The sequence below is a fragment of the Streptomyces sp. NPDC034111 genome (assembly GCF_055575375.1).
Genome location: NZ_JBVIST010000008.1, coordinates 120254 through 141997, shown reverse-complemented (window position 1 = coordinate 141997; position 21744 = coordinate 120254). Strand labels below are relative to the sequence as shown.

Annotated in this window: 19 protein-coding genes, 1 tRNA gene and 1 pseudogene; 3 read left to right on the top strand and 18 right to left on the bottom strand. The window is 71.5% G+C overall.

Translation table 11 applies throughout. The features are described 5' to 3' along the window. Positions 1 to 4: 4 nt before the first annotated feature. Both ACZ55A_RS20580 and ACZ55A_RS20575 read right to left on the bottom strand, forming a co-directional pair. On the bottom strand, positions 5 to 2353 hold the full coding sequence (locus ACZ55A_RS20580) for a hypothetical protein (protein WP_468841811.1): 2349 nt from the start codon (positions 2351 to 2353) through the stop codon (positions 5 to 7). A gap of 3 nt (positions 2354 to 2356) precedes the next feature. After that, positions 2357 to 2428: transfer RNA gene (locus tag ACZ55A_RS20575), tRNA-Gln, on the bottom strand. Between the two features lie 164 nt (positions 2429 to 2592). Here ACZ55A_RS20575 and ACZ55A_RS20570 point away from each other — a divergent pair. Further along, entirely contained in the window at positions 2593 to 4854 is a 2262-nt protein-coding gene (locus tag ACZ55A_RS20570) for a DUF4132 domain-containing protein (protein WP_468841809.1), read from the top strand. A 103-nt stretch (positions 4855 to 4957) separates the two neighbouring features. Here ACZ55A_RS20570 and ACZ55A_RS20565 read toward each other — a convergent pair whose 3' ends face one another. The 5 genes from ACZ55A_RS20565 to ACZ55A_RS20545 all read right to left on the bottom strand — a co-directional run bounded on the left by ACZ55A_RS20565 (position 4958) and on the right by ACZ55A_RS20545 (position 9430). Beyond that, positions 4958 to 5257 carry a hypothetical protein gene (locus tag ACZ55A_RS20565; protein WP_468841807.1) on the bottom strand — a complete coding sequence of 100 codons (300 nt, stop codon included), beginning with the start codon at positions 5255 to 5257 and terminating at the stop codon, positions 4958 to 4960. Positions 5258 to 5382: 125 nt separating this feature from the next. Beyond that, positions 5383 to 5823, bottom strand: a complete 441-nt coding sequence (locus ACZ55A_RS20560; protein WP_468841805.1) for a mycothiol transferase — start codon at positions 5821 to 5823, stop codon at positions 5383 to 5385. Beyond that, on the bottom strand, positions 5777 to 6679 hold the full coding sequence (locus ACZ55A_RS20555) for an aminoglycoside phosphotransferase family protein (RefSeq protein WP_468841803.1): 903 nt from the start codon (positions 6677 to 6679) through the stop codon (positions 5777 to 5779). Before ACZ55A_RS20555 ends, ACZ55A_RS20560 begins: the two co-directional genes overlap by 47 nt. A gap of 183 nt (positions 6680 to 6862) precedes the next feature. Next, complete coding sequence (locus ACZ55A_RS20550) at positions 6863 to 8245, bottom strand: M64 family metallopeptidase (protein ID WP_468841801.1); 1383 nt, start codon at positions 8243 to 8245, stop codon at positions 6863 to 6865. 270 nt (positions 8246 to 8515) lie between these two features. Continuing rightward, complete coding sequence (locus ACZ55A_RS20545; protein WP_468841799.1) at positions 8516 to 9430, bottom strand: NADP-dependent oxidoreductase; 915 nt, start codon at positions 9428 to 9430, stop codon at positions 8516 to 8518. A gap of 141 nt (positions 9431 to 9571) precedes the next feature. Between ACZ55A_RS20545 and ACZ55A_RS20540 the strand changes: the two genes are divergently transcribed. Continuing rightward, complete coding sequence (locus tag ACZ55A_RS20540) at positions 9572 to 10906, top strand: helix-turn-helix transcriptional regulator (protein ID WP_468841797.1); 1335 nt, start codon at positions 9572 to 9574, stop codon at positions 10904 to 10906. A 13-nt stretch (positions 10907 to 10919) separates the two neighbouring features. On the opposite strand, the gene ACZ55A_RS20535 is transcribed toward ACZ55A_RS20540, so the two are convergent. Continuing rightward, positions 10920 to 11636, bottom strand: coding sequence for a hypothetical protein (locus ACZ55A_RS20535; protein WP_468841795.1), 717 nt, complete (start codon positions 11634 to 11636; stop codon positions 10920 to 10922). A gap of 266 nt (positions 11637 to 11902) precedes the next feature. Here ACZ55A_RS20535 and ACZ55A_RS20530 point away from each other — a divergent pair, with 266 nt between their 5' ends. Then, entirely contained in the window at positions 11903 to 12235 is a 333-nt protein-coding gene (locus ACZ55A_RS20530; protein ID WP_468841793.1) for a hypothetical protein, read from the top strand. Positions 12236 to 12352: 117 nt separating this feature from the next. Here the strand turns inward: ACZ55A_RS20530 and ACZ55A_RS20525 are convergent, their stop codons facing one another. The 10 genes and pseudogenes from ACZ55A_RS20525 to ACZ55A_RS20480 form a co-directional block, all read right to left on the bottom strand. After that, positions 12353 to 13171, bottom strand: a complete 819-nt coding sequence (locus ACZ55A_RS20525; protein ID WP_468841791.1) for an endo alpha-1,4 polygalactosaminidase — start codon at positions 13169 to 13171, stop codon at positions 12353 to 12355. Positions 13172 to 13340: 169 nt separating this feature from the next. Further along, positions 13341 to 13712 (bottom strand): 5-carboxymethyl-2-hydroxymuconate Delta-isomerase, encoded by a 372-nt coding sequence (locus tag ACZ55A_RS20520; protein WP_468841789.1) that lies wholly within the window; start codon positions 13710 to 13712, stop codon positions 13341 to 13343. 73 nt (positions 13713 to 13785) lie between these two features. Beyond that, positions 13786 to 14919, bottom strand: coding sequence for a prephenate dehydrogenase (locus ACZ55A_RS20515; protein WP_468841787.1), 1134 nt, complete (start codon positions 14917 to 14919; stop codon positions 13786 to 13788). A 37-nt stretch (positions 14920 to 14956) separates the two neighbouring features. Continuing rightward, a complete protein-coding gene (locus ACZ55A_RS20510; protein WP_468841786.1) occupies positions 14957 to 15904 on the bottom strand; it encodes a DMT family transporter in 948 nt (315 codons plus the stop codon). Further along, positions 15901 to 17220 carry an aminotransferase-like domain-containing protein gene (locus tag ACZ55A_RS20505; RefSeq protein WP_468841784.1) on the bottom strand — a complete coding sequence of 440 codons (1320 nt, stop codon included), beginning with the start codon at positions 17218 to 17220 and terminating at the stop codon, positions 15901 to 15903. The genes ACZ55A_RS20510 and ACZ55A_RS20505 overlap by 4 nt, the downstream gene beginning before the upstream one ends. Next, a complete protein-coding gene (locus ACZ55A_RS20500) occupies positions 17217 to 18134 on the bottom strand; it encodes a phytanoyl-CoA dioxygenase family protein (protein ID WP_468841782.1) in 918 nt (305 codons plus the stop codon). The genes ACZ55A_RS20505 and ACZ55A_RS20500 overlap by 4 nt, the downstream gene beginning before the upstream one ends. Positions 18135 to 18143: 9 nt before the next feature. Further along, positions 18144 to 19310 carry an alpha-hydroxy acid oxidase gene (locus tag ACZ55A_RS20495; RefSeq protein WP_468841780.1) on the bottom strand — a complete coding sequence of 389 codons (1167 nt, stop codon included), beginning with the start codon at positions 19308 to 19310 and terminating at the stop codon, positions 18144 to 18146. Beyond that, a complete protein-coding gene (hppD, locus tag ACZ55A_RS20490) occupies positions 19307 to 20416 on the bottom strand; it encodes a 4-hydroxyphenylpyruvate dioxygenase (protein ID WP_468841778.1) in 1110 nt (369 codons plus the stop codon). Before hppD ends, ACZ55A_RS20495 begins: the two co-directional genes overlap by 4 nt. An 85-nt stretch (positions 20417 to 20501) precedes the next feature. Continuing rightward, positions 20502 to 20642, bottom strand: a pseudogene (locus tag ACZ55A_RS20485) (DAK2 domain-containing protein); the annotation flags it as partial. 567 nt (positions 20643 to 21209) lie between these two features. Beyond that, a complete protein-coding gene (locus tag ACZ55A_RS20480; protein WP_468841775.1) occupies positions 21210 to 21728 on the bottom strand; it encodes a hypothetical protein in 519 nt (172 codons plus the stop codon). Positions 21729 to 21744: the final 16 nt, after the last annotated feature.

The window sequence follows — 21744 nt, the reverse complement described above, 5'->3', positions numbered from 1 at the left end:
GGCGCTATGCCCTCCCGGACGACGCGCGGTGCGCGGCCGGTTCCGGGACCGTCCGCAGCCAATGCGCTTCGGTGCTCCAGCCGAGGAAGCGGCGTGCCCTGCCGTCCAGCGCCGTCCCGTCAGGGGCGAAGCTCCCGCCGTCGGCGACCAGCCGCAGCCCCTCCAGGGCGGGCGCAAGCCGGGCGGCGACATGGGCCGGATGGCGGGCCGTCTCCTCGTCCAGCCAGGCGAGTACCCGGGCCTGTTCGTCCGACGGGCACAGCGACAGATGGAACAGCAGATGCCGCCAGGCGTACGCCGCGTCCTTGATGGTGGCCAGCGGTCGCGGCTGGTGCTGCACCCGGGCCGTCAGCCGGCACACCGTACGGAAGCAACGGCGGGCCAGATCGGCCCAGCCGGGCGCCGGGGCGATACCGACCCGGTGGACCAGCGTCGCCAGGTTGTGCGTGGTGAGGATCTGCGCCTGCTCGATCACCTTGCCGTTCGCCGCCACCGAGCCGTACCCGGAGCCCCCCGCACGCTCGATGCACAGCCGCGCGAAACCCGGGGAGGTGCGCGGCCGGTAGCCGCGGTTCAGCGCGTCGCTCGTCTCGACGACCGCCAAATTGCGGATCGCCGCATAGTCGATCCCGTAGTAGCGCTCGTAGAGCGTGCCGCCCAGCAGGTCACCGGCGATCCGTGCGGCCGTGAGGAACTTCCGGGTGAAGGTCCCCATGAAGATGTCCGCGGCGAGCTCCTCGACCATGGGAGCGCCGAGATCCGCCTGGCTCGCGAGCACATCGAGTTCGCGGACCAGCGGGTTGGGCAGCAGCGTGCTGGGGAAGCCCTGTACGGCCAGCTCACCGAGCTGGCGCAGGGTGGCCTGCGCACCGTCCCGGGCCGCGTCGTCGCCCCGCAGGACGGCCACCGCCCGTACCCACGGCAGCTCCTCGACCCGTACCTGCCGCGCCAGATCGAGCAGCAGCAGGGAACGGCGGTTGCGGAACGCACGGTAGTTCGCGGCCATCAAGGTCCGCAGCGCCGCGTCCGGGTAGGCCTGCGCGGTCGTGGCGGCGACCAGCTGCGGCACCAGCTCGGCCAGGACCTCGGCCGACGGCACCACACCCCGCTCGACGAGCCGGCCGACCGGAGCGCTGAGCGCGGCCTCCACGACCTGACGGATCGTCGTCGGAACCGCAGCTCCTACGGGCAGACCGGTGTCCCGGTGCTCCTCCTCGGTCACCGCGACGACCAACGAGGCGACATCGGCCGCTCCCCGGTCCTGGGGCAGCGCATCGAGGCGGCGCAGCACCAGCTGCGCCAGCGCGTGGTGCGAGGGGAGCGCCGCCTGCGTGGCCTGCCGCCCGCGCAGCGCCGCGTGCTGCGCGGAGCCGGGCAGACCGCGCCGCCGCACCATCGAGGCGACGGCATGCCGCAGCAGACCCAGCCGACAGGCATCGAGCGGACGGCGGGCAACGGTCTCGGCCAGCGCACCGCGCAGGATCCCCAGGTTCTCCTTCGGGTGGCGATGCTTGGTGCAGCGGGTGTGGGCCGCGGCCAGCTGCCGATAGCGGTCCAGGAGGGCGGCCCCGCGCTCGTACCAGCCCTCCTCCGGGACGCGTCCCAGAACGTGGCCGTCCTCGGCGGTCTCCAGCCAGTGGAGAAGCAGTTCATCGGCGAACGGCTGCCAGACCGTGAGCGCCTCCCGCTGCGCCTCGACGGCCGCATGGGGCCGCCGCCGTGCCAGGGTCCGGCCGGCGTCGCCGACCGTCCGGCGGTGCACCGTGGCCACATCCGGCGCGGGCGCCGCGGACGGCCGCGGGGTGAAACGCAGCTCGTCGGCGAACGGCTCCAGTACGTCGACGAGCTCCACGGCCTCGGCGATCCGCCCGGCGCGCACCAGCCAGGCCACGGTGAGCAGCGCGGCTTCCTCGGGCACCGTCGCCTCGTAGCGCCCGTTGTCCAGCAGCGCCCACAGGGCGGCGAGTCCGCTCTCGGTCAGGGAGTTCAGGAAGAGGGCCCGGCGGTCGGCCGGCACCCCCGCCCGGCGCGCCGCGTCCCGCTCGTACGGCTGGAGCGGTCCGGCGGCGCTCGCCGCGCCGGTCGCGAATCCGCCGCGGACGACCTCGGGCGTCACCCAGGCCGGAAGTCCGGCCACCGGGGTACGCGAACCCACCCTCAGCCACCCGCCGTTGAGGCCGTCGAGCACCTCGCGCCAGCGCCGGACGCGGTCCTCGGCGCGGCGGCGGGTGGCGGCGTCCTCATGGGTCAGGGCGGTGCGGAAGGCCTTGGCCGCCTGGTCCAGGGCGTAAGGGAGGCCCGTGGCATACGGCGCGGTACCGGACTGGGGCTGCTGTTCAGCGTCCTCGTTCATAGGCCGACGTGGCGGGTTCTGCCCCCGCGCCCTCCGGGTCCAGAGCCCGGTGCTCTCCTGCTGAGCTACACGCCGATGAGCGCCGATCGATGTCGATCAGTGCTGATGTGCCACGAGGTTAGACGCAGGGCCGACGGCCGTACAGCGAATTTCCGGAGTGCGGGCCGGGCCCTCCTCCCGCACGCGGCACCGCACGGACCGGTCGGGCATTGTCAGACCCTGCCGCTACGTTCTGAGGCATGGACGAACTGTCACCACACGCCGCGCAGTTGCGGGCCGCGATGGCCGGGCCGCAGCAGGATGCCGACTGGTCCGGCGGTGTCTCGACGGTCTGCGCCCGGCTGACCTCACCGGAGCTGGGCGCGCTGTTGCCGGCCGCGTACCGCACCCTCGCCGACGAGCGCGCCCCGGAGCACGCCCGCCGCGTCGCCCGCGAGGTGACCTGGGCAAAGGTGCAGCCGTCCTTCACCGCCGGCACGCTGACGGACCTCTATGCCGCGCTGGCCGAGTCTCCCCGGCCCACCGATGTCCGTTACGCCGCCGGCGGATTGCTGCGCTGCACCGAACCGTGGGACGAAGCGTCGCTGGCAGGGCACGCGACGGTCCTGGTGGAGGCCGCGCGACAGCGGCCCGACCGGACCGCGGACGCGGCCCTGGCAGTCGCCGCACTCGCCGGGCCGGAGACCGAGCAGGCGCTCGCCGCCCAGCTGCGCACCGTCTACGCCGACAGTCCGCTGCGGCTCGCGGAGCTCGAGGTACTCCTCGCCACGGGACCGCGCGAGCGGGCGCTGTTCGCCGAGGGCCGGCAGTACGGCCACCTGCCGGGCGACTGGCCGCCGGTGACGGACGTCCTTGAGGAGCTGTCGGCCGATGCGCTCCACGCCGAACTGGCCCACCACGCCCTGCGTACCGCCGCCGACCACCTCGCCGCCATCCATGCCGGGACGGTCCCGTACGCCGCCGACAAGGCCTTCACCACGGCCGACGCGGACACCCTGCACCGTGCCGCCTGGGTGGCGCTGCGGCGCGACGAGCCGTGGGCCGGGGACCTCTTCGCCGTCCTGCTGCCCCGGCTCGCCGTGGCCCCGACCGCCGCCAAGACCCTGCCGTCGCAGAGCGCCTGCATCGGCCTGGCTCAAGCCGTCGAGGCATGGCCCACCCCGGAATCGGTCGCCGCCCTGCGCGAAGCCCGGCGCGTGGTACGGCACGCCGGTGTCACCAAGAAGCTCGACCGCCTGCTGCGGCGCGCCGAACGTGGCCTCGGCCGGCGGCCCGAGGGCGTGCTCCGCCTCCCGGACCTCGGCATCGGCCCCGACGGGACCAGGCGCATCCCCTGCGGCACGTACACCGCCGTGCTGACGGTCACCGATGACGCCACCCTTGCCTGGGAACGCGCCGACGGCCGCGCCCTGAAGTCCCTCCCGGCTGCCGCCCGCCGTGACCACCCCGATCAAGTCGCCGCCGCACGCGAGCTGTTGGGGAAGGCGCGGGCCCAGCTCCGGACCCTGATGCGCGGGCTGGAAGGGGGGTACCTCCAGGGCACCGTCCACCGGTACGACCGCTGGCGCGAGGCCCTGGCCACCCACCCCGTGGCCCGGGGGACCACCCGTCGCCTCATCTGGGAGGTGGAGCACGCCCCCGGCGACTGGCAGGCGATACTGCCCGCCGCCGGCCCGGCGGACGGTCCCGAGGCCGCCGCCACCGCCTCGCCGTCCGCTGCCGTCCGCCTCTGGCATCCGGCCCGCGCCAGCCCTGACCAGCGACGCTTCTGGCGCGACCGGATCGCGGAGCTACGGTTGCGCCAGCCCTTCCGCCAGGCCTACCGGGAGCACTACCGACCGCCGGAGACCGGGCACTCCACCGCCATGTTCCATGGCCATCTGGTCCGGGTCGAAGCGGTCCTCGGCCTGGCCGTGCGCCAGGGATGGAACATCGACGACGAAGAACTCGCCCTGCCACTGGGGGATATCACGGCACGCCTCGGCATCGCCGGACGCCTGTATCCGGGCGCTTCGGGATGGGCGGAGGCGCAGGACGTCACCCTCCGGCGCGGCGACGGCACCCCCCTCCCGCTGGCCGCCGTCGATGCCGTCCGGCTGTCGGAGCTGCTGCGCTCGGTCGACCTCCTCATCAGCGCCGGCAGCTTCGCCTGGTGCGACACCCATGCCCACGACCGCGATACCTGGCAGCAGCTGAACCGGCTCTACGACCAGCCCCTCGGCCGGACCACGCGGATGCGGCGCGAGGCACTGCGCCGCATCCTCGCCGAACACCTCGCCGCCGGCCGTGTCGAGGTGGGCGACCGGCACCTGCGGCTCGACGGGTACGCCCTGCACCTGGCCACCGGCCGGGTCACCCGCGACGGCGATCCGGTCGACATCAGCCTGCCCCAGGGCGGTCGAGCCGTTCCGCTGCCGTTCCTGCCGTACGACGAAGCGCTGTTGGAGCGCCTCGTGCGTACCGTGAGCCACTTGCTGAAGGAGTCGCCTGCGCAAGCCTGACGGACAGCGGCCCGGCCCACGCAGCCGCGGATCTGCGTGGGCCGGGCCGTCCTACCCGGTATTGCTCACTGCGGCTACTGCCGGTTCCGGCAGCCGCGAGGGTTTACAGCGGCCGGGCCCACAGGTCCCACTGGAGCCCCGAGCCGTCGCAGAAGGGGTCGGCCCACTTGCCGCTGCTGACCAGGTCGGTGCCGGCCTCCTGGCACCCGCTGAGGGTCCAGAACTTCTTGCCGGTCCAGACCGTTCCGGGCGGACCGTCCATCGGCTTGACCTGGTGCTGCGCGGTGGCCGGTTCGGCGGCCTTGGCTCCCGTGGCGGCATGGGCCTGAGCGGCGCTGCCCAGGCTCACGACCGTGAGGGCCGCGGCGGCGAGTGCGGTGGTCAGAATTCGCCTGTTACGCACGTGATTTCCTTTCCCCGTAGGATCAGGGCCCCGTTGCGGGCCCTTCGCTCCGTACACGGAAAGGGGGCCTTCGCCATATGACACCCTCTCGTGTGACCTGAGTCACACCTCCCTTTCGGGTCGTCTCACCGCGCCGTGGAGCCGTCGATCTGCTCACGCAGCAGATCCGCATGGCCGTTGTGCCGGGCGTACTCGGCGATCATGTCCACCAGGATGGTGCGCAGCGACACCGGTTCACCGGTTCTCTTGCGGATCCCGGTCTCCTCCAGGGACTTGGCGGCCGAGGTGATCCGCCGGGACCGTTCGCACTCCGCCCGCCACACGGGGAAGGCCTCGTCGACGTCCCCGCTCAGGTCGTCGAAGTCCTGGTCGGGATCGTCGTCGGAGTAGTACAGCAAGGGCAGGTCCTCACCGGCGAACTGCTCGAACGTCGCCCGGTGCCAGTCCAAGACCGCCGTCAGGGTCTCCCGCTCACCGCCCGTTGGCGGGCCGGGCCCCGTCCACGCCTGCCCTGCCCTGTCACGCGGCAGCGGACCCCTGATCGGCGAGGAGTTCCTGGACGACATGGCGGGCGATGGCCGCCATCACCGGATGCGTGTCCCGGTAGTAGCGGAGCTCCATGAGCGCAACCGACAGAGCCCAGCCGCGCCCACGCGTCCAGGCCGCGTCATCCACGTCCAGGGCGGCACGGAAATCCCCGCGCACCTCGGCGGGCAGCACGTACCACGCCACGATCAGATCGACCGCCGGATCGCCGACGCCCAGGCAGCCGAAGTCGATGACGGCGCTGAGCCGTCCGTCGGCGACCAGCAGATTTCCGGGCTGGAGATCGGCATGGATCCAGACCGCCGGGCCCCGCCGCCCGGGGGCCCGCAGCGCTGCGTCCCATACGGCCGTCGCCGCCTCGCCGTCGATGGTGGCGCGCAGTGCGCGGATCGCCTCACGGGTGGCGTCATCGCGCAGCGCCAGAGGTTCGCTGCGGTACGAGGGAGGCCCGTCCGCCGGATCGATCCGGTGCAGGGCGTCGACGAACTCCGCCAGATCCTGTGCCAGCGGGCCGGGTTCGGTGATCCGGCCGGGGGCCGGGTTGTCGCCCGTCAGCCAGCCGTAGACGGACCAGGGGAACGGGTACCCCTCGGCGGGCGCCCCCTTGCCCAGCGGTACGGGGATGGCGGCCGGAAGCCGCGGGGCGAGCCGTGGCAGCCACCGGTGCTCCTTCGCCACGTCGCCGGCGGCCCCCGGAATCCGGGGAAGACGTACGACCATGTCCCCGCCGAGCCGGTACATGGCGTTGGAGGTACCTGCGGAATCGAGCCGGGTGACAGGGAGGTCCACCCAGTGCGGGAACTGCGCGGTGAGCAACCGGCGGACGAGGGATATATCGATCTCCACCTCGTCGGCGTGCATCGTGCCGGCGCACATGGCGGCCCCTCTCCCCGCGTCAGCTGTCCCTCGGGCGAGGGACCACGGTGCGGAGGCTACCCGGTGCCCGCCGGCGAGGTGCCGACGGTCGGCGCCGGGCGGGCGGTGAACCGGACCCGCTCGGCGCCTTGCGGTGGCAGCGGCCTCAGGAGGCCGCACCGTCAACCACCTTGGGGATCGTCCCTAGGAGCCGATCCGCCAGCTCAGCGACTTCGACAGCCGCTTGCGCAGCGCCGGGTCGCGGACCGCGTCCGTACGGTCGGTGGCGCGGGCGGTGATGGTGTGGCGACGGCCGTCGGCCGGAACGCCGAGGGTACGCGGCACAACCGAGGTCTTACCGCGCCAGGCCTTGCGCTCACGGCCGTCGACGTACCACTTCAGCTGCGCGGATGCGGGCACGTTGACCCGGATGCGGGCACTGCGGGTCAGGGGGCGGTCGGTGGCCACCGGGCTGCTCAGCGCGCTGGCGTAGCGGTAGAAGCCCGCGATCATCGCCTCGCGGCCGGGGAGGTTGAACTCACGGCCGAGCGTCCGCATGATCGAGTTCTCGGTGGGGCGGTTGAGCCCGAACTGGTAGTAGCCGCCGCCCTCGAACGCACCGACCTTGCCACCGTCCGGCGACTCCTGGCCGAGCCAGCGGTACCACTTCTTCTGCTGGGCGGACAGCTGGTCGGCCGAGAGCGTGGTGAGGTTGGACTGCTCGGGCTCGGGGCCGGAGTACGTGCCGGACTGGCCGTAGTCGTACTCGTCGGCGAGCTTGCCGAGGGAGTGACCGGTCTCGTGCACCGCTATCTGGTCGGACTGGTCGTTGTCCGAGGAGGCGGTGGCGATCCCGTCGTAACCGACCTGCGAGTGGACGTCGTTGTAGCCCGCACCGCCGTACTTGGTGGAGTTGGAGAGCATGACGACGAGATCGGCGGCCGGGGCCTTGGAGGCGTACGACTCGACCTTGCCGGTGTCGACACAGAGCAGCCGCTCGGTGCCTTCGCAGAAGAAGGCCGAGTTGAGGGCGGTGTGGCGGACCACGTCCTTCGTGGGGTCACCGGAGACGCCCGACTCATCCGAAACGGCATCCACCGCCCAGACGTTGAACAGGCCCTTGTACGAGGCGTACGGCTCGACGGCGGAGATCTTGGCCCACTTGGCGCGGACGTCCGCGTGGAAGTCCTCCTGCTGATCGGCCGTGTAGCCGTCACCGACGAAGACGATGTCGAGCTTGCTGCCGACGGGACCGTTCTGCACGATCGTGGTGACATCGCCGTCGCCGCCGGCCGCGATCGCCGACTTCTGGGACGGGGAGAGCGGCTTGGAAGCCGGGACGGTCATGTGCCGGGGCTGACCGTCCGCCTTCGGGAAGTACTCGACCTGCTGCGTGCGTTGCGTGTGCGCGGACGAGGGAGGGGCCTCGGGCGCGCCGAAAGCCGTGGCCGCGATGACCGTGGTGCCCAGCGCGGCAACGGCCAGACCGGCGGAGACGGTCGTGCGCAGGGATATTCGGCGGGTTGCGCGATGGGTGGACGATCTGGAGGAACGTACCGAGGGGCGTACCGAGGTGCGTCTGAACATGGGGGGTTTTCCTTCCGAAGCCCGCCGCGGTCGCGGCGAGTTGAGCCGGATCAAGGCGCGCTCAAAGTAAAGGCTTCGGACGATCTGAGCAACGCATGTTGCTCAAGTGACGAAATCGAGGAATGAGTTCGGGGCGGCAGTTAGGGGGCGGAGGGGCCTGCCCCGCGTGCAGAAAACTAGGGAAATCCCTGGGATCGGGCGGTCACTGTGGAAGGCCCGGCCCGACCCTCCTGAGGGCCGGCCCGGGCCGCTCGTCACCCGGAGCGTGACTCAGATCTCGATGATCAGCTTGCCGCGCACATGCCCCGCCTCGCTCAACTCCTGGGCCTTGGCGGCGTCGGCGAGCGAGAAGGTCCCGGCGACCGGTACGGTCAGCCTGCCCTCGACGGCCAGCCGGGCGTGCCGGGCCAGCCCCGCCCGGACCTGCTCCGACGGCGTACCGCCCGCGGAGAACGGCACACCGTGCTCGGCGGCGTTGTGGTCGGCGATGGTGACGATGCGGTCCGTCGTCCCACCGCGCAGGGCGATCGAGTCCGGCAGCGCATCGTGGCCGGCCGCGTCGAAGACCGCGTCCACGCCCTGCGGGGCGGCCGCCCTGACCCGGTCGGCCAGCCCCGCTCCATACGCCACCGGGACCGTACCCAGGGCGCGCAGGAAGTCGTGGTTGGCCGGGGAGGCGGTACCGATCACCGTCACCCCCAGGGCCACCGCGAGTTGCACGGCGACCTGGCCGACCGCACCGGCCGCACCGTGCAGCAGCAGGGTCTCACCCTGCCGCACGGCCAGCTGGTCGAGGACGCGCTGCGCGGTCTCACCGGCGACCGGCAGGGTCGCCGCGGCCGCGAAGGAGAGCTCGGCGGGCTTGGGCGCGATGTCACCGGCGAGCGCGTACTCCGCGTAGGCGCCGGTCCTGGTCCAGCCGAACACCTCGTCCCCCACGCGCAGATCGCTCACCCCGTCGCCGAGCGCATCCACGATCCCGGCGCACTCCAGACCGGGCACGGCGGGAAACGTGGTCGGATAGAACTGCTCCACCCACCCGTAACGCCGCTTGTAATCCAGCGGATTGACGCCGACGGTCACGACTCTCACCCGCACCTCCCCCGGACCGGGCTCCGGCTTCTCGGCCTGCCCGAGAGCGAGCACGTCCGCGCCGCCGAATTCGTTGTAGATGATCGCTCGCACAGAAAACTCCCCGCTGAATGCAGTGAAAGGAACGCCTTCAGCCTTGTCGCCCCGGTACGGACCGGCCGCCCGCCATCCGGACAGTCCGGCCTGGCCAAAAGGCCAGCGCCCGGCCCCGCCCTCCTGGCTACGCTGCTGCCCATGGAGTTGACCGGACCCGCAGCCGTACCTGCCCTGACCGCCGCATACGAGGTGATCCGCCAGCCGCTGGGCGAGATCCTGCCCCGGCTCTCCGCCGTCCTGGCCGGGCCGGTCCCGCACCTCGCGGTGGCCGAACTCTCCACGCACTGTGCGCACTCACCGTTCAAGACGCACGGCGATCCGGAGCTCACCGGCCGGCTCTCCACCGCCGACCTCGCACCGCTGCTCGCCTCGGGCATCCCGGGCCGTCCATGGCAGGGCACGCTCACCCTCGCCGGAGCCGAGTGGGACGTACTCGCCGTGACCAGCCATGCGACACCACGCGGCGCCGTTCTGCTGCTCGTACGCGAGGGACGGCCAGGCGGTACGGGACAGGGTGAGCGGCGGGCGGCCGGGGACGGGGCCGGGATCCGTGTGGGGGAGGCTGCCCCGCCCGTCGACGAGGACGTCCTCAGCCTTGTGCAGGCACTGTGGGACGTGGTGACCAGCCACTTCGACCGGATGGCGGCGGAGGCCCTGCCCGGCGCGCTGGCGCGCTCGCGGACCGCCGCCGGCACCCGGGCGCGGGTGATCGCGGAGCTGGGCGAGGCCTACTCGGCGGCGCTCACCGGGCTGCTGGGTGTACTGCGCAGCCGCGCCCTGGACGATGCGGCGGCCCGCGCCACCGCCACCGAACTGGCGGTCTCGGCCCTGGTGGAGCTGCGCGCGGAGGCAGAGCGCGATCAGCAGATCGCCGAGGAGCCGGCCGGGCAGGCCTTCTCCCGGCTCGCCGACTCGCTGCGGCCACTGGTGCGTTACAGCCCCGTACGACTGGAGCTGGGCGCGCCCGCCTCGACGCGGATGGTGGCCGCGGACGTGGCGCACACCGCACGTGTCATCGTCCGGGCCGTGCTGCTGAAGGTGCTGGAGCAGGAGACCGTGACCCGGGTGCACGTCGGCTGGCAGCTCTCCGACGACGAACTGCGCGCGACCGTACGGGACGACGGGCCCGGCACTCTCACCCACGAGGCCCTGGCGCCCGGCGCGGTCGCGGAACGGCTCGATGTGCTCGACGGGCGGCTGGACGTGGATGCCGTACCCGGCTGGGGCACGACGGTCTCGGCGACCATCCCGCTGCGGGTCTCCCAGGATCCGGCCCCCGATCCGCTCACCGCCCTCGGCGAACGGGAGCTTGAGGTGCTGGCCCGGCTCGCGCTCGGACACCGCAACCGCGCGATCGCACAGGAGCTGCACATCAGCGAGTCGACCGTGAAGTTCCATGTCGCCAAGATCCTCACCAAACTCGGCGTCGGATCGCGGGGCGAAGCGGCAGCGCTCTTCCACGCCGTGGCGTAGCGCCCGGACCCGGTCAGGCGAGGTGCTTGCCGTTGTCCAGGTGCCGGGCCCGGGGAACCCCGCTGAACCGTGCGGCCTGCCCGGCCGGCGCCGTGCGCATCGCCCGCTCCGAGCAGGCCCGCTGCTCCTCGGCCTCGTCCACCGGTGTCACATCGGTCCAGTAGATGTCGAGCATCGTCCGTAGTGACGTCGGCTCACTCGTCGGCCCTATCGGGACGGTGATCCGGTCCAGGGCGCGCCACAGTTCATAGTCGGCCTGCTCGGCGACGCTGCCGCTCCTGGCGTGCGCCGCCTGGTGCTTGTGCACCGCGAGCGCGAGGTCGCGCAGCCGGTCCCGGTGATTCTGTGCGACCTGGTGGTTGATGGAGCGGTTGATCTCCTTCTTCACCTTGTTGATCTCCGACAGGGCGTTCTGCACCGTCCGGCTGAAGTTCGCCGCCCGGTGCCGCCAGGCGTCGTACTCCCGCTTCGAGGCGAACCACTCCTCCTTGCCGGCCTGTCCCCGGGCGAAGCACTCCAGGCGGAACTGTTCGCGCTCCTCACGTCGCTTGCGCAGCACCGAGGAGTTCCGCTGGAAGAGGGTGTTGAGGGCGTCGCGGGTGCGATCGATGAGTACGGGGTCGACGAGCGCCGCCCAGGTGTCCGGGTCACGGGCGGGCGGATGGGCGTTGTCGAGGACGAGTTGCTCATAGTCGGCGTCGTTGAGTCGGGTGAGGTGACCTGCGTCCATCAGTCGGCCTCCAAGCCGGTTGTGGGCTGCTGGATCCATGGTGACGGCTGGGTCCGGCGGTCGGCAGGGCGTGAACGGACCGATGTGAATGCGCCCCTGGCATTAGCCAGTGGCGCGCCGGAGCCTCGGTGGGCGCATGGTTTCGCGTCGTGACTCCCTCGGACAGGAAGAGGTTTCTGCTTTGAACGGCGGCGGGGGACCGGCCGTATCTCCTCGTAGCCGCGCCCCCGCTCCCCGGGGGTTCGTCCACGATGCGAGGAGGGCCCATGACTCAACCCGGAACCCCGCAGATCCAGGCGATGCCGGACGGCGATGCCGAGCTGGCGCTGGTGGTGCGCCTGCAATGGGAGGACGTCGCCGCGCTCGGTCAGGAGGCCACCCGGCTCGCCGCCCGGTTCAAGCGCCCGGTCAGCCTCGACGAGGCGGCCAGCCACCGGCTGCGCATCCGGCCGTCCGCGCCTCATAACAAGACGGTGGCGCAGGAACGGGCACAGCCCGCGGTGACCTCGACGACCGTGTCGCCGTTGCCCGCCCGCTCCCCGCAGGAACAGGCCCGGCAGGCGATCGAGAAGATCAACGGCGCCCATGAGACGGCGTGATCCGACCGCGGTGTGAGCGGCGCGGCGGAGGCCCGCCGCTCAGGGCGACGCGCGCGAACGGTCTCCGGAGGGGGTGAGGCATCCGGCCGCTGGGCCGACCGGGCGTAGGCCATCGGCTCAGCAGTGCTCGTCGAGGTAGCCGTCCGTGCCGGCCGGTCGCACCTCGCGGTCGCGCAAGGTGATCGACAGCCGTTCGCCCCAGCTGCGGCAGGCTGCGGCGAAGTCCTGCTTCCGGTATTCGATGACGAAAATTCTGTTGTGGTAGGAGTCCGCGAAATCGGTGCATTCCTTGTAGCGGGCGCACTCTTCGACGACGGCGAAATCGAAACCGATACTGCTGCGTTGGGGCAGTAGAGCAGCGGTGTTCTTCTGGGCGATGGCCAGGTGTTGCTGATGGGCGCGGCGCGCCAGGAGCCGGGCGAAGGCGGCCGCGTCCCGGGCGGTGAGTCTGCCGTGGGAGCGTTCGTAGGAGTCGAGGTTGTCGGGCTCCACGGCGTCATAACCCGCTGACGCGCAGCCGTCGATCCAGGGCCCGACGATGCGCATCAGCGCTGAGCGTTTGGCGGCGGTGGAGATATCGAGCAGGGGCTCGTCCCAGTCCTCGTCGATGACGGGCGTGCCGTGAGCGTCCCGCAGAAGCAGTTCGGGGTGGTGGTCGCGCCAGAAGCCGGTGTCGTCGGGCTGGGCCTGGAAGGCATTGACATAACAGATGTTGTAGCGGCCCGGCGCGGGTTCGGCGGTGCGGTCGCGGGAGACGGCCCGGACCCCGCCGGGCGGCGGATAGGCACCGCCGAGCTGGTAGTCGAACACCGCGTTCGCGGCCGGTGGCCGCACCGGGCCGCCGTCGTCCTGCCGGGAACCGGCGGTGGAGCAGGACGTGGTGAGCGCCAGGGTCAGCGCACCGGCGACCAGGGCGAGAGGGCGGAAAGGGGACACGGGGGGAGTTTATGTGGGCGGTGGACGGTGGGTGGACTCCTGGTCCGCGTTTCGCCGAAGGCGATGGTGCGGTGCGGTGCGATTCATCTTCGGCCGGAAATCTCTTTTCTCGCGTCAGTGACGGCACCGTGCAGCACCCCGACCACCTGCTGCGCCTGACGGGCCCTTCTCAGCCGCTCGCCGGCGCCACATGCTTGGCGTACGCCGCCCCGAGGTCGCGGACGTCCACCGAGGCATGGACCGCGGCACCGGACACCGACGCGGTGTGGCTGCGGACCAGTTCGAGGACCACCCGGCTCAGCGCGGCCTTGGTCTCCGTCGTACGGCCCGGCAGGATCGCGAAGTCCACATGGATCAGCGCCGCTCCGGGCTCACCGTGCGCGATGACGGCCTCCTCGACGCACCGGAAACGGGTCTTGCAGCTCTCCACGGTGATGCCCTCGACCGTTTCCGCGGCCAGCGCATGCAGTTCGCGGGCGAAGCGGCGGCGGTCGAGGACATCCTTCAGGGTGGCGTCGTAGTCGACGGCGATGTGCGGCATGGGGAATTCTCCTTGCGGGGTTGCGGGATTGCGGGGTGTGCGAGACAGGCAGGAGTACGACGGGAGGCGGGCGCTAACGCACCGCCCAGCCCCGGTCGCGCAGTACAGCGGCGAGCGGGCGGGCGGCCTCCGGAGCCACCACGAGGCCGACCGAGCCGTCCGCCGAGGCCGGCGCGCCATGGGCAGCCGGCACGTCCGAGGGCGCAGGGGAGTCCGTGGCCTCCGGAAGGACCATGCCCTCCAGGTCCAGGCGGGCCGCGTCGATATCGCCGAGCAGCCGCTCCAGTTCCCGGTCCCGGTCCGGACCGACGGCGACCGAGAGCAGGGTGTGCGGACGCGGCGAGGCCCCGCCGGGTACGGGCGCGATGCGGGCCCGGCCCTCGATACCGCGGCGCAGCACCGCGGTCAGATCGGCCAACGCCGCGCCCTGCGGCTCCGGATCGTCCCCGGCCAGCCGGGCCAGCGCGTCGGCCGCGGTCTCCAGATCCGTACGGAGCTCGGCGAGCAGCGGGCCGACGGCGGCGGCATTGGCGGCGAGGATGTCCGCCCACAGCGCGGCATCGCCGCCCGCGACCCGGGTGACGTCCCGTATGCCACGGCCGGCCAGCCGTACCTCCTGGTCCGCGCCCTCCCGCAGTCGGGCGGCGGTGAGGCTCGCCATCAGATGCGGCAGATGGGAGACCAGTGCCACCGCCCGGTCATGGTCCGGCGGATCCAGCAGCACCGGCACGGCGCCGCACAGTGAGACGAGTTCCAGGGCCCGGTTGAGCGCCTGCTCGCCGGTCTCCGGGGTGGGGGTGAGCACCCAGTGGTGGTCCTGGAAGAGATCCGCGCGGGCCGCCAGCGGCCCGGAGCGTTCCCGGCCGGCCAGCGGATGCCCGCCCACCAGACTGGAGGTGTCACATCCGAGGGCCAGGCACTCGGCGTGCACCAGCGCCTTGACGCTCGCCACATCCGTGTACGCCCGGGCCAGTTCGGCCTTCTGATGGTCCGCGAGGGCCCGGGCGGTGTGCGAGGGCGGGACGGCGAGGACCGCTATGTCCACCGGTGCCGGCGGTGGCCCGGGCAGGCCCGCACCGCGCGCGGCGGCGATCCGCACGCTGTCCGGGTCCTGGTCGATGAGATGGGTGGTCACGCCCCGGCCGGTGAGGGCCAGGGCGATGGAGGTACCGATGAGACCGGTGCCGACGACTGCGGCGGTATGCAAGGTGGCGCTCCTCGGCCATCAGGGGGTGGGCGGCGCGCTACCGGTCGGCCGCGGCCCGGGCCGCCGGCTCCGGTTCCGGCTCCGCAGGGGCCGGCTTACCGGTCAGCCGCCGTAGCAGCGCCGGAGAGGTCAGCATCACGGCGTTGCCGATCAGGATCAGGACGACTCCCGCCAGATCCCGCGCCGTCCACCGGAACTCCTCGAACACCGTGGACAGCAGCAGCGCCACGATCGGGAAGAGCACCATCGCATAGGCGGCGCGCTCACCGCCGATCCGGCCGAGCAGGGTGAGGTACGCGCCGAAGCCCACGACCGAGCCGAGGACGGCGAGGTAGAGCAGCGAGCCGGTGTACTTCAGCGTGGGCTGGAACAGCGCACCCTGACCGAAGACCGCGGCGAACGGCGCCATCAGCAGCGCCCCGTAGGCCATGGCGTAACCGGTGCCCTGGATCACCGGGATCCCCGCGGCCTGGGTCTTGCCGGAGACCACATTGCCCAGGCAGAAGACCAGGGTGCCCAGGGCCGAGAGCACGATGCCCTGGCCGGACCCCGAGGAGAGGCCGAAGTGCTGGAACTCCGGCCAGAACACCGTGACGATCCCCAGCAGCCCGATCGCCCCGCCGGTCAGCATCTTCGCGGTGATCGTGCGCCGGAAGAAGAGCCGGGCGAAGACCATGTTCACCAGCAGGGACATCGCGAAGATGATGGAGACGAGACCGGTGGTCAGATGCTGTTCGGCGAAGTAGAAGCAGACGAAGTTGGTGGAGAACATCAGCCCGCCCATGAGGACGAACTGGCCGTGCGTCCGCAGCGGATAGCGCAGCGGCAGCCCGCGCAGCCGGGCCCACGCCAGCAGGATCACCGCGGCCAGCGCGAAGCGGTAGGCGATCGAGGCCGTGGGGTGCACGTCCCCCAGCTGGCCCTTGATGGCCAGCCAGGTGGAGCCCCAGATCAGCACCGTCACGACGTACAGAACGGCGTTCATCCGCAGCTCCTCTCCAGCAGACCCACCAGCCGGCGGGCACCCTCAGCAACCTGTTCGGGCGTCAGATAGCTCAGGGAGAGGCGTAGTTGGCAACGGCCGCCGTCGCCGTCGGGGTAGAAGTAGCTCATCGGTGTCCAGATCACTCCGTGCTCGCGGGCGGACTCTTCCAGCAGTGCATTGTCCGCCGGAACGGGCAGGGTCACGGTGAGGAAGAAACCGCCGGCCGGCGCATTCCAGCTGATTCCGGCCGCCGCGCGCCGGCCGGGCGGCAGCAGCCGGTCCAGACTGTCGAGCAGCACCGCCAGATTCTCCTGGTAGAAGTCGGCGGCCGGCTTGTTGGCCTCCCGCAGCCGGAAGTTGTGGGTGAGCAGCATGCCCCCGATGACCGCCTGGCTCAGTGCCGGGGTGTTCACCGTCACCATGCCCTTGATCTTGGACAGTTCGTCCGCCAGGAAGGCGCGTCCGCCGTCCGCCGCCTCGACGAGCTGGTCGGCGACCACATAGCCGACCCGGGCACCGGGGAAACAGGTCTTGGCGAACGAGCCGAGGTAGATCACCCGCGCCCGGGCGTCCAGCGCCTTGAGCGTGGGCAGACCGCTGCCGGCGCGGGTGAAGAACCCGTACGGGTTGTCCTCCAGAAGAAGCAGGTCCTCCTGCTCGGCCAGCTCCAGCAGACCGCGGCGGGCGGTGGTGGGCAGACAGGTGCCGGTGGGGTTGGAGAAGTCCGGCACCACGTAGAAGGCCCGGGGCCGCTTCCCGGCGGCGCGCAGCCGCTCGACCGCCCGGCGCACCGCGTCCGGGTCTGCGCCGTGCTCGCCCTCGGGAACGTGCACGGTCTCGATGTCCAGCAGCCGGGCCGCTCCCGTGATGCCGACGTAGCAGGGCGAGGAGACCAGCAGGACGTCCGAAGGGTCGGCGAACAGCGCCCGCAGGACCAGGAACATCCCCTCCTGGCAGCCGACGGTGACCACCAGCGACTGCGGATCCGCCGTGATGCCCTCGTCGTTGTGCAGAGCACGCGCGACCAGCTCATGGATCTGGCCGTTGGTGCGCCCGTACTGGAAGAGCAGCGTACGGACCTCGTCCGGGGTGTGGCCCTGCTCCTCGGTGAGGTACCGCTGGTAGGCGTCGAGGTAGTCGCCGATCCGCTCGACCTCGAAGAGCCCTTCGTACGGGCGGCCAGGGCCGAAGGAGATCGCTTCCGGGTAGCGGGAGGTGACCTCGTTGAGGAAGTTCATCACCTCCATGAGCGGGTCGCCGAGCGAACCGTGCAGCCCTGTGGCCGGCAGCACGATGGTGGGGGAGTCGTCGCTCACCGGGGGTCCTCCCACAGGACGGGGCAGAAGTCCGGGTCGGTGTAGTCGGGGTTGCCCTGTGCGTCCTTGCGTACGAGGACGTCGTTGTTGTAGACGACGCGCTCGCCCGAGGACAGCCCGAAGGGCCGCCACTGGTTGGTGCGGTCCTGAAGATGCAGGGAGATGGCCCGGCGGGGGCGGTCGCTGACGTTGTAGCCGCTGCCGTGGTAGGTGCGGCAGTGGTGGAAGCTGAGGTGTCCCTTGGGGATGTTCACCGGGACCTTGCGCACCTCCGCCTGGTTGTAGGCGGCGTTCTCGGCGAGCATCTGCTCCAGCTCGGACCGGTCGCGTTCGGCGAAGTGCCGGCTGGTGGAGTCGTTGGTGCCGATCTCCTTCCAGCGGTGGCTGCCGTCGACCATCGTGATCGTCCCCATCTCTTCGTCGCAGTCGTGGAAGGGGATGAAGGCGGTCAGCATCTCGTCGGAGGTGCAGGTCTGCCAGTAGTGCCGGTCGAAGTGCCAGGGCACGATGTTCCGGGCGTCGTCCGCACGCGGCGGCTTGTGGATCAGCGTGCTGTTCCACAGCCGTATCTGGCTGGTCTGCGCGATACGGGCCGCGACCGCCGCGATGACCGGTTTGGCCAGGATGCGGCGGATGGTGTCGTCCTCGTAGAAGATGTAGTCGTTGTGCCGGTGCACATCGCCCTGCTCGGGTTCCCAGTAGGCCAGGCGCGGCGGCCGGGTGGGAAGGGTGCGGTCCCGGTGGCCGCCGTAGAAGCGGTCGGCGGCGGAGTTCAGCAGGTCGACCTCCTCGTCGGTCAGCAGCTTCTGCGACAGGTACCAGCCGTGCTCCTGATAGAACTCCACCTCCTCGTCGGTCGGCAAGAGGGCCTGCTCGTCGGCGGTCAGGGGGCGGGGGGCGTCGTACGTCGTCATGCCGTGTCCTTATCCGTGCGTGGTGGTGGGGTGGGCAAGGCCGGGGGAGGGGTGCAGCAGGTCCGGGCCGATGGCGTCGAGAGTGGGCCGGCCGGTCAGCGCCATCGCCTCCGCCAGCTCCGCCCGCAGCGTGCCGAGGACCCGCTCGACACCGGCGGCACCGTCGACGGCGAGACCCCACAGGACGGGGCGGCCGACCAGCGCCGCCCGCGCCCCCAGCGCCAGCGCCTTGAGCACGTCCGTACCGCGGCGGATGCCACCGTCGACGAGCACCTGACACTCCTCCGGTACTGCCGCGACGACTTCGGGCAGTGCGTCCAACGCCGCGACGGCACCGTCGAGTTGACGGCCTCCGTGGGTCGAAACGATCAGGCCCTCGACGCCCATACCGGCCGCCTGCCGGGCGTCCTCGGCGGTCAGTACGCCCTTGAGGACCAGCGGCAGGCTGGTCAGCGACCGCAGCCAGGCCAGGTCCTCCCAGGTGAACGCTGCGTCGTGGTGCGCGGCGGCGTGCTCGGCCAGAGTGGAGCGGCCGGCCCGGCCGGTGTGCAGCCCGCCTGTGTGGCCGTCGTCGAGATTGACCGGCCGGATGTGCGCCGGCAGCTGGAAGCCGTTGCGCAGATCGCGCTCCCGGCGCGCCATCAGCGGGGCATCCACCGTGATCACCAGCGCGCGGTAGCCGGCCGCTTCGGCCCGCCGCACCAGGGACGCGGTGACCTTCCGGTCGCGCAGCACGTACAGCTGGAGCCACAGCGGCCCGGCGGCGGCCCGGGCGGTCTCCTCCAGCGTCCTGCTGGCGAACGTACTGGTGATCGTGAGCGCGCCCTGTGCACCGGCCGCCCGGACGGTGGCGGTCTCGCCCTCCGCATCGACCAGCCGGTGGTACGCCATGGGCGCGATGCCGATGGGCAGGGAGACGTCCCGGCCGAGCAGCGTGGTGCCGAGCTCGCAGTGGGAGACGTCGACCAGCACCCGGGGGCGCAGCCGGTAGTGGTCGTACGCCGCACGGTCGCCGCGCAGCGAGACCTCGTCGCCGCTGCCACCGTCGATGAAGTCCCATACGGCCGGGTCCAGTTGGGACTTGGCCGCGGCGGCGTAGTCCGTAGGTGAGAGCAGCAGTTCCGGCTCCGGGCGATTGACGGGCGGGGCCTCGGGCCGGCCCTTCGGCGCGGTCATACGGCGGCCCGCGTTGCCGCGCCGACCGGTACCGCGCTCTGCGCACCGGTGGCGCGTTCCCGCTCCACCGCCTCGTACAGCGCCTTGATGTTGCCGCTGCCGAAGGTGCGGGCGTCGAGCCGCTGGATCAGCTCGAAGAACACCGTCCGGCGGGCGTAGGGGGACCGGGTGAACACCTGCACCAGCTGACCCCACTCGTCCCGGTCGGCCAGCAGCCCCAGCTCTTGAAGCACCGCGGGGTCGATGTCCACCTCGATCCCGCGCTCGGCCAGCGTGGCGTAGTAGCCGGACGGTGTGGAGAGCAACTGGACGCCGGAGGACCGTAGTTCGCGTGCCGCCCGGACGATGTCGTCGGTGCCGTAGGCGACATGCTGGACGCCGGGGCCGTCGAAACCGTCGAGGAAGTCGTTGAGCTGTCCGCGTTCGCCGACGGGGTCGGGCTCCACCATGGTGAAGGTGATCCCTCTGGTCTCGTCCTGCACGACCTTGGACGCCATCGCCTGCCCGCCGACGAGGATGTACTCCTCGTAGGTGTGCTTCAGCCCCAGCGCCCGCCGGTAGAAGTCGACCATGGTGTCCAGCGACCCGGGACGCAGGCACAGCGCGAGATGATCGACCGCTCGCAGCAGCCCGGCGTCCGGCACGGAGTCCTCGGCGACCGTGAGAAAGCGCCCCGGCAGAAAGGGGCCTGACGGCTCGTCACGCTGTACGAAGCTGTGGACCAGGTCATTGGTCGCCGCGATGGTGGCCCGTACGACCCGGCCGCCGCCGTCCTCGAACGACTCGGGCTCCGCGACGGGATCGGCGCCCGCGGCCACCGCGCGTGCGAAATCGCCGGCCGCATCGGTCGAGCGCAGGGCCACATCGCGTACGCCGTCGCCGTGCTTACGCACGAAGTGTGAGGCGGCGTGGTCGGCGTGCAGCGCGGAGGTCAGCACCAGGCGGACGTCACCGTGCGCCAGCACCAGTGAGCGGGCACCGGCGAGACCGGTGAGCGGGCCCGCCTCGGCCACCACGCGGAAGCCATAGGTGCCGCAGTAGTAGTGGGACGCCTGGTTGACGTCCCCCACGTAGAACTCGACATGGTCGATGGAGTGCGCGGTCACATGGATCCAATCTCTCGTTCGGGAGGGGCGAAAGGCACACCGGACCGCCCCGTGATGCAGGGCTCCGCGAGGGGTTGCTACGACGTCAGGAGGAGGGGAGGGCTGCCGCGCCCGCCAGCTCGGCGAGCGCGCGGAAGGCGACGGCGGTCGAGGTGGGACCGGGGTCCTGGTGGCCGATGCCGCGCAGACCCAGGTACGACGCCCGGCCCTTGCGGGCCTGGAGTGCTCCGGCTGATGTGCCGTCATGACGCGTGCCGTTGTCGGTCCCTGCCGCAGGCTTGCGCATCGCAGGTGCTCCTTCGGTCCCCCGTGCCCGCAGCGTTGAGCGGCGAGTCGACTAGCCAAGGCAATACCGAAAGCTGTTCGGCATTACCGAATGCCACAGGAAGCAAAACGTAGCGACCCCGGCCCCGTCAAGAGCTTCCGGCACAGTGGTCCCGCGGGTACCGGATCCGAGGGCGAACGCGCCTCCGGGAAGGGAGAGTTGATGAATTCCGGGTGAAGGCTGAGCGGCCCGGAGGGACGACCTCAGCCCTCACCGCTGCGGTGGAACACGGGCGCCGCTTCCAGCTCGCCCAGGGTCACCAGGCCTGGCCCCACTGGTACTTGCCGCTCTCGCGCTCCAACCCGCTTGTTCGGTATTGCTGAACGCCGTTCCGAACCATAGGGTCCTTGTTCATGACACCGCCGGTCGGCAGCGTACGTGTGCCGCACCGCGCGGTGATCGCCCGCGGGGTGGGTCCTGAGGAGCCCCGTCACCTCACCGAGCCATGACCGCGGACGAGGTCCCCGGTCACTTGCTCACGACGTTCGCGAGGATGATGAACAGGCCGAGCAGCATGTCCACGGCGCCGACCCGGCACGCCGCCGCCCACCTCTTCCCGGCCACCCGGGCCGCCCACACACCCCAGCCGAACAGCGCCGCAGTATTGATCATCAGCGCGACGTCGATCGCGCCGTCCTCCCCCCACCACCGCATGTACGCGCCGAACAGGGCGGCCGCCGTCGGCAGCACCGCGGCCACCAGCGGCCACTCGTTCAGCATCGACTTCACGGCGCCCACGGTGACGTGCGTCTTGTCGTCCGTGCGGTGCGCGATGGAGTGCGCATATCCGTGGGCCGCGGCCGACGCCATGGACGCCACCAACACCCACGCCGCGTCATATCCGGGATCCGCCGCCTCGCCGTCGTGGCCCAGGGCGGAGGCCAGCGTACTGGCGAGGACCGATCCGTACACCCCGCCGAACAGCAGCCGCTGCAAGGGCTCTGCCCGTCGGCCGGGGGGCATGGCGGGGGCGGCACTGCTTGACAACGCGTCACCTCACTGA